This window comes from Rhizobium quercicola, assembly GCF_021168455.1.
GTDB lineage: Bacteria > Pseudomonadota > Alphaproteobacteria > Rhizobiales > Rhizobiaceae > Ferranicluibacter > Ferranicluibacter quercicola.
Genome location: NZ_JAJOZR010000014.1, coordinates 130,977 through 141,000, shown reverse-complemented (window position 1 = coordinate 141,000; position 10,024 = coordinate 130,977). Strand labels below are relative to the sequence as shown.

The window sequence follows — 10,024 nt, the reverse complement described above, 5'->3', positions numbered from 1 at the left end:
CCGCCCGCAACTTCTGCCCAAGCCGCACCGCACTCGCAGCCGACACATCGAACCGTCGCGCAACAGATCGAACCGATTCACCCTGCACGACAGCCGCCGCAATCCGGCTGCGCAAATCCAACGAAAGTGACTTCGGCATTGCTGAAAGCCTCCCGCTAAAATCCATACGGAATCAGAAAACAACACAAAATGCCAGCCCCCGATTCCGTTACCCGCAGACAGACTCTAGCGCGTTTGCGCTTTTCTCCGAATCGCGAAAACCCTCCATCTTATTGTTTCAACGCAATTCCGGACGCAAAACCGCTGCGCACTTTTGCTGAAATTGCTCTCGCCGTTTTAACCCGGCCTTAACCATGACGTCGCAAGACTTGTGCCTGCCGCCATGCGAGCGGCGGTCGGGACGGGCGATGACAGGCTCTGTGACGGAAACGGGGTTGCAATGGCCATCATCACTTTCGCCAATACCAAGGGCGGCGCCGGCAAGACCACGGCCGTCCTGCTTCTGGCCACCGAACTGGTGCGGCGCGGCCATCGCGTCGCGATCATCGACACCGATCCGCAGCGCTGGATTTCCCGCTGGTTCGAGGCTGCGGATCCCGTTGCCAACCTGACGGTCGCCACCTTCGTCTCGCTGTCGGCCTTGCCGCGCACGGTCGAGGAATATCGAAGCGCCGATTATGTCATCATCGATCTGCCCGGCGCGCAGTCGCCCCTGCTGGCAACCGCGCTCGGCCTGTCCGATCACGTGCTGATCCCCATCCAGGGCAGTTCGATGGATGCGCAGGGCGGGGCGCAGGTTCTGGAACTGCTCTCCTATCTCGACCGCAAGGCGGGCATCCGCATTCCCCACTCGGTGGTTCTCTCGCGGGTCAATTCCATGGTCACCACGCGCGGGCTTCTCGCGGTCAAGATGCTGCTGCAGGCGCGCTCCGTGCACATGCTCTCGATGCCGATCATCGAGCGCGCCGCGTTCCGTGATATGTTCGAATACAAGACCTTCCTGCATCTCATGAACCGCGACCGCGTCAGCAATCTCGACAAGGCGATCCTCAACGCGGAACGCTATGCCGACGAGGTGCAGGCGCTGGTGAAGAGCCGGGCGAGGGGCGCGCAGTCCAACCCTCTCAAGGCCGACGCAGCCTGACGGGTCGAGGCTAGAACAACGCGTCCTCGAAGAGATCGTCGTCGCTCATCGCAACGGCGGGCGAGGCCGCGGCCGGGGACGCGTCCATTTCGCCCATCGGGAAGATCGACAGGTGAATGTCGCGCTCCTGCGCCATCGTGTAGGTCCGGTAGATGGTCTGCGACAGGCTTGCGGCTGCCGATGACGGCACGGGCGCACCCAGATCCTGCGCGAAGCGGCCGGCCATCTCGACGCAGGCTTCCAGAACGGTGCCGAGGCTGCTTTCGAAGTCGAGCGCGCCGATGGCCGCTGCGATTTTTCCGAAGACGGCATCGCCCTGCTCGTTGAAGGCGTCGAGGTTTTCGTCCATCTGCGTCGAGACGGCGGAGATCGACTGGAGTGCCATGTCGAGCGGCATCGCGATGTTCGCGATCTCCGCGCCGCTGCCGGACGAGAGCGAGGCCGCCGAGGTTTCGATCCGGCGCATGCCGGCAACGACGTTGTCGGCGGGCTCTTCCAGCCGGCCAGCGAAGGTGCGCAGCTCGCCGCTGACGACGTTGACCGAGCGTCCGGCATCGCCCAGCCGCGAGCATCGCAGGTTGGAATTCAGCGCCATATAGTGGATATCGACCTTGATCGACCGGATCATCTCGATCGCCGTGATCAGCGTCTGCACCGCATCGACGACGGAGGCGACGAGCGCCGTCGCATCGCGGCTGCGCCCCTCGACGCGGGCGGCGAGGTCGCAGGCATGGCGAATGTCGCGCGCGATGATCTTCAGGATGTCCTCGCCCGGCGCGTCGCGAAAGCCGGCAAGCTCTGCCCTGAGGTCGAGGATGCGGGAGGCATCCGCCGTGAAGCTCGAGATCGTCGTAAAGACGCTGGCGCATTTCGTCCGGAAATCCTGCAGCGTCTCGTCCAGCTGGGCATGGGCCAGATGCAGGATGCAGGCGGCGATGCCGTCTCTCTCGGCGCTGCCAAGATGCCGGCCATCGCCTTCGAGGAACGCATCGAGATGCGCGAAGCTCGCCTGGACATGCTCGATCCGCTGGCGCGTGATGTCGCCGATCTGAAGGGCCGAGAGGGCCGCAGCGATCTTCGTCTGGACGTTGGCGGCAACGGCCCGGACCTCGCCGGCGCGCTTGGCCATGGCCGCGTGCTGGGCGATCAGCCGGGTCGCATTGCCGGTGAGGTTGGCGACGATCTCGGGAATGGCGACGCGAAAATCGCCGAGGACGGAGGAGGAGAAGCTGCGCGCGGTGAAGAGTTCGCCCTGCATGGACTTCAGCTCGTCTGCGAAACGCTCGATCTCGCTTGCGCCCGAATGGATGCGATCCCGGATCTCGTCGGCGAAATCGGCAAATTCGTCGAGGCCTGCTCCGGTGATCTTCACGGTGATGGCGAAGACCTTGAGGTAGCGGAACGTCTCGTGCATGTCATCGACATGACGGCGCGATGCGGCGCAGAGATCGGCGATCTCGTCGAAGGAAAGTTGCCGTTCCGCCATGATGTCCGGCAGGCGCGCAAGCTCCGCGATCGTCCGGTGCAGACCGGCGATCGCGGCCTGGGTCGTTTCGCCATCCAGGGCGCCGGTGACCCGATCGAGCGTGCCGACGAGCCCCGTCACGAGCTCCATGACGGCCACTAGAGAGGCGCCGCCATCGAGAAATGCCGTCTCGATACGCCGATGCGCCTGTATCAGCCTGTCTTCGAGGTTGCCGCGCGCAGAGGTGCTCGACGGGGAATTACGCAGGGCTAGCGGCATGGTTCTGGGTCCATTCTTCGTTCCCTCTACGTGTAGAGGAAAGGCCCGAAGGTGCCGTAAAGGAGCAGGCTTAAAGGATCGTAACTTCGAAGATGCCCGCGACGGGCGGTGCTTCGGCCTGCCATGCGGGAACTTCCCCGGGGTTCATCCGTTCCTGCCTCGCCACACCGACATGGCCGGACGCCCGTCTCCGCCATCAACGACTTTGTGACCCGGCCATACGTGCCAGCGATGGCCGTATCACCGTCACCATCTTCCAAGACCAATTTCTCCAAGGCAAGGACCTGAACCCATGGATACGCCCGTCAAATCACGCCGCAAGGCCGACCTGAAGACGCCGACCGGACTTTCGCAGGCAGCCGTCAAGGATGTTTCCGGAGGCGCCTCGGCCCTTCTGGCCGATGTCTTCGCGCTCTATCTGAAGACGAAGAACTTTCACTGGCATATGTCCGGCGCGAACTTCCGCGACTACCATCTGCTGCTCGACGATCACGGTGCCGAACTGCTCGCCATCACCGACCCGCTGGCCGAGCGTGTCCGCAAGCTCGGCGGCTCGACCCTCAAGTCCATCGGCGACATCTCCCGCCAGCAGCGGATCAAGGACAACGACGCCGACTTCGTCCATCCGCACGAAATGCTGGCGGAACTGCGCGAGGATAATGGAGCTCTGGTCCAGAGCATGCGGGAACTGCATGACATCTGCGACGAACATAGCGACGTCGCCACGGCCAGCCTGCTCGAAAACTGGATCGACGATGGCGAGAAGCGCGTCTGGTTCCTGTTCGAGATCCTGCGCGACACCAACGCCTGATAGATCCTTTCGAACGCCGTATATGTGAAAAGAGGCGCGGGCCGACAGCCCGCGCCTCTTTTCATGCTTGATGGATCGGTGCGAAGTCGCTCAGATCTTGCCGTCCTGCAGACGCGACAGGAGGTACTTGCCGTAGGTGCTCTTGCCGAGCTTCTTGCCGAGGACCTCCAGCTGGTTGGCGTCGATAAAGCCGTTGAGGTAGGCGATTTCCTCCGGGCAGGCGATCTTGAAGCCCTGGCGACGTTCGAGCGTCGCGACGAACTCGCCGGCATCCAGCAGGCTGTCGGGCGTTCCCGTGTCGAGCCAGGCATAGCCGCGGCCCATCAGTTCGACGCTGAGATTGCCGCGCTCCAGATAGACCCGGTTGACGTCGGTGATCTCGAGTTCGCCGCGCGGCGAGGGCTTGAGGTTGGCGGCGATGTCGACGACGGCGGCGTCGTAGAAGTAGAGACCGGTCACGGCCCAGTTGGACTTCGGCGCCGGTGGCTTTTCCTCGATGGACAGCGCCTTCATGCTCTTGTCGAACTCGACCACGCCGTAGCGTTCCGGATCGGCGACGTGATAGGCGAAGACGGTGGCGCCATCCGGGCGGGCGCTTGCGCGGTCGAACAGCTCGGTGATCCCGTGGCCGTAGAAGATGTTGTCGCCGAGGATGAGGCAGGAGGGGTCCGAGCCCACGAAGTCGGCACCGATGATATAGGCCTGCGCCAGACCATCCGGGGACGGCTGCTCGGCATAGGTCAGGTTGATGCCCCAGGCGCTGCCGTCGCCCAGCAGGCGCTGGAAGTTCGGCAGATCGACCGGGGTCGAGATGATCAGGATGTCCTTGATGCCGGCCAGCATCAGTGTCGACAGCGGATAGTAGATCATCGGCTTGTCGTAGACCGGCATCAGCTGCTTGGATGTGACCAGCGTCATCGGATGCAGGCGCGTACCGCTGCCGCCCGCCAGAATAATACCCTTCATCGAAATACTCCTAAAATGAAATTAAGCCTGGAGGATGCGGGTGACGACCGTTTCGGTCGCTGCGCGCCAGTCCTGCAGGGTGACGCCGTGCGTGGCGGAAAGCTTGCTGCCGTCGAGCTGGGAATTGGCCGGACGCTTTGCCGGCGTCGGATAGGCACTCGAGGGGATCGGGTTGACCTTTGCGGAGGGGCCGCCGCGCTCTGCCGACAGGCGGAAGATCTCGGTTGCGAAGTCCGCCCAGCTGGCGCGGCCGGCATTGGTCAGGTGGAATGTACCGCGCAGTGCGGCGTCATCGCTCTTGAGCAGGTTGCCGGCAACGGTCAGGACGGCATCGGCGATGTCGAGCGCCGAGGTCGGGCACCCCACCTGATCGGCGACCACGTTCATCTCGTCGCGGTCGGCCGCCACGCGCAGCATCGTCTTGACGAAGTTCTTGCCGTAGGGGCTGTGCACCCAGGCAGTGCGCAGAATGGCATGGTTCGGCGTGGCCGCCGCCACCGCCTCTTCTCCGGCCAGCTTCGAGCGGCCATAGGCGCCGATCGGCGCGACCGGGTCGCTTTCGACATAGGCACCCGACTTGGTGCCGTCGAAGACGTAATCGGTGGAGATGTGGACGATCGGAATGCCGAGACCGGCCGCCGCTCTCGCCAAGGCACCCGCCGCCTCGCCATTGATCCTGGTGGCGAGGTCTTCCTCGCTTTCGGCCTGGTCCACCGCCGTGTAGGCGGCAGCCGAGATGATGACATCCGGCCGGACGGCCGCGAGGGCCGGTCCGAGCGTTTCCGGCGCCCCGAAATCCACGTCCGGGCGGCCGAAGGTGACGATGGCGATGTCGGGATGGTCGGCGGCCCGCTCGATGATCGAGCGGACGACCTGTCCTTCCTTGCCTGTGACGAGATAGGTCAGGGCCATCAGGACGCCTTCGTCTGGGTCTGGAGAAGGCCGAGGCGGCCGCCGTCATAGCCGTCGCGCAGCGGCTTCCACCACCATTCGTTCTCCAGATACCAGCGCACCGTCTTCTCGATGCCGGTGTCGAAGTTCTCGAGCGCCTTCCAGCCGAGTTCGGTTTCCAGACGCGTCGCGTCGATGGCGTAGCGAGCGTCGTGGCCCGGACGGTCGGTGACGTGCTCGATCAGCTTGGCATGCGGCGCGCCCTGCGGGCGCAGCGTGTCCATGAGTTCGCAGACGCGGTGAACGACATCGATGTTGCGACGCTCGTTGCGGCCGCCGACATTGTAGGTCTCGCCGACCTGGCCGCGTTCGGCGATCAGGTCCAGCGCGCGGGCGTGATCCTCGACGTAGAGCCAGTCGCGGATGTTGGCGCCGCTGCCATAGACCGGAAGCTTCTTGCCGTGCATCGCATTGAGGATGATCAGCGGGATGAGCTTTTCCGGGAAGTGGTAGGGGCCGTAATTGTTCGAGCAGTTCGACACCACGATCGGCAGGCCGTAGGTCCGCTGCCAGGCCTTGGCCAGATGGTCCGAAGAGGCCTTGGAGGCCGAGTAGGGCGAGCTCGGGTCGTAGGGCGTCGTTTCGGTGAAGAGACCGTCGTCGCCGAGCGAACCATAGACCTCGTCGGTCGAGACGTGCAGGAAGCGGAAGGCGTCCTTGGCGTCGGCTTCCTGCGTGTTCCAGTAGGCGCGCGCGGCTTCCAGCATGGTGAACGTGCCGATGACGTTGGTCTGCACGAAATCGGCAGCACCGGTGATCGACCGGTCGACATGGCTTTCGGCGGCCAGGTGCATGACGCGGTCCGGACGGAACGTGTCGAAGGCTTCCTGGATGGCGCTGCGATCGCAGATGTCTGCCTGCAGGAACCTGTGGTTCGCCTGATTGCTGATGCTGTCGAGGGAGGTCAGCGTGCCGGCATAGGTCAGCTTGTCGATGGTGAGAACCTCGTAGCCCTTCTCAAGGACGAGATAACGAACCACGGCCGAACCGATGAAGCCGGCGCCGCCGGTAACAATAACGCGCATAGTCGGGATTCCTGATGGTTACGAGTTGGCGTTGGGGCCGGTATAGGTGAAGCTTTCCTTCAGGTCGGCCAGCAGCGGCTGAAGCGTGTCCTTCTTCGACAGGACGGGCGTCCGGGCGACATCCGGCCAGACGATGCCGATGGCCGGGTCGTCCCAGCGCAGCCCGCGGTCGTGTTCGGCGCTGTAGTAGTCCGTCACCTTGTAGCTGACCTCCGTGGCAGGGACCAGCGTGCAGAAACCATGGGCGAAACCCGCGGGAACCCACAGCTGATGGCCGTTCTGCGCGGTCAGTTCCGCGCCGACATACTGGCCATAGGTGGGCGAACCGACGCGAATATCGACCGCGACGTCATAGATGGCGCCCGCGATGCAGCGCACGAGCTTGCCCTGTGCGCGCGGCTCCAGCTGGAAATGCAATCCGCGCACCGTGCCGGCATCCGCCGAAAGCGACTGATTGTCCTGACGGAACTCGACCTTGGCAGCCTGTTCCTCGAACAGGGACTGGCGGAACGTTTCCATGAAGTAACCCCGGTCGTCACCGATCTTGTTCGGCTTGACCAGGACCACGTCGGAAATCGAAAGGCGCTCAAAATTCATCCAAAAGTCCATCTATCGTTGCTGAAAATATCTGTTTGCCGACAATGCTTGTATCAACTTGTCTGTGCAGCTTTCAAGACATCTATCAGGCGCAGGCGCCGCCGAGGCGGGATTCCCGTCTAATCCTTAATGGAGCCGTCCTCTCGATCGCGCGTCAGGTTCACGTTGTAGAAGGGATCGTGGGTAATCCGCGGCTTCCAACGGGCAAGCACCGTTTCGGCTTCGCGGCGGAATCGGTCCGCCTTCTCCCCCGTCATGTCGAGGCCACGGGTGGCGCTTTCCAGGTGGACGAGACGCGCGGCGGGCACCATCAGATTGCGATAGCCGGCGGCATCGAGCTTGAGGCAGAGATCGACATCGTTGAAGGCGACCTGCAGCGCGGCCTCATCCATGCCGCCGACGTCGTCATATTTGCGGCGCTCCACGACGAGGCATGCGGCCGTGACGGTGGAGACCCGGTGCGTGGCGATGAGGCTGTCCATGGAGCCGCGGTCATCCCCGGCCTTGAACTTCTGCGGGTGCGCGGTGACGTAGCCGACGCCGCAGGCCATGCCGGCATGCTGCACATGGCCGGAGGGGTAGACGAGCTTTGCGCCGACCGCGCCGATCTCCGGCCGCACCGCTTCTGCCACCATGGCCTTCAGCCAGGAGGGCTCGATGGCGAGGATGTCGTTGTTGACGAGGCCGAGCACCGTGCCCCTGGCGACAGCCGCGGCCTGATTGTTCAGATGTGCGAAGTTGAACGGGCCCGGCACCGTGACGATGCCGACCTGCCCACCGGCTGCGATCTCGTCGAAATAGGCGAGCGTTTCCGGTTGCGTGCTGTCATTGTCGATGATGAGGATATCGACGTCCGGATAGTCGGTCTCGTGCAGCAGCGAGGCGACGCCGTTGCGCAGGATATCGACGCTGTCGCGGGTCGGGATCATCAGCGTGACATGCGGCCAGCCGCCGGCCGGTTCCGTCGGAGGCTGCGGGATGAAGGTGGCGGGTTTCGTCGTGACGTGACGATGGTTCAGCACGTCGGGGATATGGAGGACGTCCGTTTCCGCGGCGCCGGACAGCACGGTCGTCAAAACCTCCTGCCATCCTCCGGACGAGCCGGCACATGCTTGGCTCAGCCGGTCCTGGCGGATCGCGACGAAGCTGCCGACATAGCCGGTCGCGGCTTGGAAGTCCGGATCCCAATCGGGCTTGAATAGCGGGTCGCGGCGATCGCCGGCCACCCAGTGATCCTCGTCCGTGTAGAGGATGTCCGTGCCCTTGCCGCGTTTGGCGAAGATTTCCTCCGCAAGCCGGAAGAGCGCCACGGGAGAAAGGCGGTCTCCGGCCTCGACATGAACGATGTGGCCGCCCTGTCGACTGTCGATGGCCGCCGACAGGTTGTCGGGAAAGCCGGCGCCGGGAACGACGGTCTCGATCTGTTGCCGTTCCTGCGCCGTCAACGGGCGGGATGAAAGGATGTCGAGCGTCCAGTGCGGATAGACCTGCTCGCCCAGCGATGCCAGCGTCTGCGCGAGGGGGGTGGCACCCGCGGGATCCCATTCGACGAGAACGGCCAGAGCCGGCTTCTTCGGCCAGCGGGCAACGTTCGCGCGGGCCTGATCCGGGGCAAGACGCGACGGCGTCTCGTAGCGACGGATCCAGCGCTGGTAGGCGTCGAGGGCGGGATTTGCAAGGCATTGCGCCAATGCCGCTTCCATGGCCGCGGCGCCCTCGTGCCGGCGCCTGGCCAGGGCTTCGCGCGTTGCGGCGCGGTCGCGTTTCCACGCATGGCGCACGACGCGGCTCAGCCCGATCTGACGCAGGCCGAACTGCGTGACGGCGAAGGGGCCGGCGGTATCGGATGGGTCGAGCCGGAGGCTGAGCACGGGCGCGTCCAGCCGGCAGACGGCGTGGAAGCGGCCATTGCGCGGGGCGAGGCGGAAGGTCGAGAAGGCCTGCCACTGCGGCGCATGCTCGACATAGAGGATCGGCTCGACGATCGGCGATGTCATGTCGATGCCCAATTCGATCTCGATCCAGCCCGGGGCGCAGGCTGTGGCGCAGCGGATCTCGAATTGCGGATTGTCGGTGGTGCCCGTGAGACCGCCGTCGCGAAGAACCAGATGGGCCTTGGGGACCAGCTCGGCCTTGAGGTCGGTCGAGCAGGTGAGGGAGGACAGACGCGGGCGCGTCGTTGCGTCCACGGCCGGTGCAGCCTCGGTCCGATCGAGGCCGGCACGCGCCCGTTCGCTCCAGAGGTCGTCGAGAAGCGCCTCGAGGTGCGGTGCAAGTGGCGCGGCGGGCGGCGGCGCAACGGGGCGCTGGATCACGTTGTTTTCCGGCAGAAGCGCGACGCGCAAGCCGGCCACCTCGTGGTCCACATTCGGTCCGTCCGGAAGCGCGCGAATGGCCTCGAACACCGCCAGCGCCTCCGCCAGCCGGTCGAGGCGCTTCAACAGGTGGGCGAGATGCAGTCTCGGATCCCATTCCGTGCCGTCGCACCGGATCGCCGTTCGATAGGCCTTTTCGGCCTCTTCCAGCGCGCCCGCCTCCTTCAGGAGATGCGCGAGCTGCACCCAGCGCGGCCCGGATGTGATCTCGTGCCGAAGCTCGCCCATCATGGCGCTGATGGCTGCGAGACGGCGTTGGTCGTCCAGGGAGATCTCGGCGGACACGAATGGCTTCTCCGAAAGCGTGCGATGCCGAACGCTTTAAACGATCTCTGCGCGAAGGGAAACGCCGACGTCCGCCCGCGGGCCGCTCGGGTCGGCGATCCCCCGGAGCCGGCGCTTGCGGCGTTC

The 10,024-nt window shown here is 64.6% G+C and carries 9 protein-coding genes; 2 read left to right on the top strand and 7 right to left on the bottom strand.

Going from position 1 to position 10,024, the window contains the following annotated elements; genetic code table 11:
- Positions 1-139: helix-turn-helix domain-containing protein (locus LRX75_RS23455; RefSeq protein ID WP_420851161.1), on the bottom strand; the 139-nt coding region annotated here is incomplete at its 3' end.
- Positions 140-439: 300 nt separating this feature from the next.
- Here LRX75_RS23455 and LRX75_RS19905 point away from each other — a divergent pair.
- Positions 440-1,144, top strand: coding sequence for a ParA family protein (locus tag LRX75_RS19905; RefSeq protein WP_231816382.1), 705 nt, complete (start codon positions 440-442; stop codon positions 1,142-1,144).
- 10 nt (positions 1,145-1,154) lie between these two features.
- On the opposite strand, the gene LRX75_RS19900 is transcribed toward LRX75_RS19905, so the two are convergent.
- Positions 1,155-2,888, bottom strand: a complete 1,734-nt coding sequence (locus LRX75_RS19900; RefSeq protein ID WP_231816381.1) for a chemotaxis protein — start codon at positions 2,886-2,888, stop codon at positions 1,155-1,157.
- A gap of 292 nt (positions 2,889-3,180) precedes the next feature.
- Here LRX75_RS19900 and LRX75_RS19895 point away from each other — a divergent pair, with 292 nt between their 5' ends.
- Positions 3,181-3,699 (top strand): Dps family protein, encoded by a 519-nt coding sequence (locus LRX75_RS19895; protein ID WP_231816380.1) that lies wholly within the window; start codon positions 3,181-3,183, stop codon positions 3,697-3,699.
- Positions 3,700-3,789: 90 nt separating this feature from the next.
- Here LRX75_RS19895 and rfbA read toward each other — a convergent pair whose 3' ends face one another.
- From rfbA to LRX75_RS23355, 5 genes are all read right to left on the bottom strand, one after another.
- A complete protein-coding gene (gene rfbA / locus LRX75_RS19890) occupies positions 3,790-4,665 on the bottom strand; it encodes a glucose-1-phosphate thymidylyltransferase RfbA (protein WP_231816379.1) in 876 nt (291 codons plus the stop codon).
- Between the two features lie 21 nt (positions 4,666-4,686).
- The gene (gene rfbD / locus LRX75_RS19885; protein WP_231816394.1) at positions 4,687-5,571 is read right to left on the bottom strand and encodes a dTDP-4-dehydrorhamnose reductase; all 885 of its coding nucleotides are present in this window, start codon (positions 5,569-5,571) and stop codon (positions 4,687-4,689) included.
- A 5-nt stretch (positions 5,572-5,576) separates the two neighbouring features.
- Positions 5,577-6,641 (bottom strand): dTDP-glucose 4,6-dehydratase, encoded by a 1,065-nt coding sequence (gene rfbB / locus LRX75_RS19880; RefSeq protein ID WP_231816378.1) that lies wholly within the window; start codon positions 6,639-6,641, stop codon positions 5,577-5,579.
- Positions 6,642-6,659: 18 nt separating this feature from the next.
- Positions 6,660-7,238 (bottom strand): dTDP-4-dehydrorhamnose 3,5-epimerase, encoded by a 579-nt coding sequence (gene rfbC, locus LRX75_RS19875; RefSeq protein ID WP_231816377.1) that lies wholly within the window; start codon positions 7,236-7,238, stop codon positions 6,660-6,662.
- A gap of 119 nt (positions 7,239-7,357) precedes the next feature.
- Complete coding sequence (locus tag LRX75_RS23355) at positions 7,358-9,898, bottom strand: glycosyltransferase (protein WP_231816376.1); 2,541 nt, start codon at positions 9,896-9,898, stop codon at positions 7,358-7,360.
- Between the last annotated feature and the right edge of the window lie 126 nt (positions 9,899-10,024).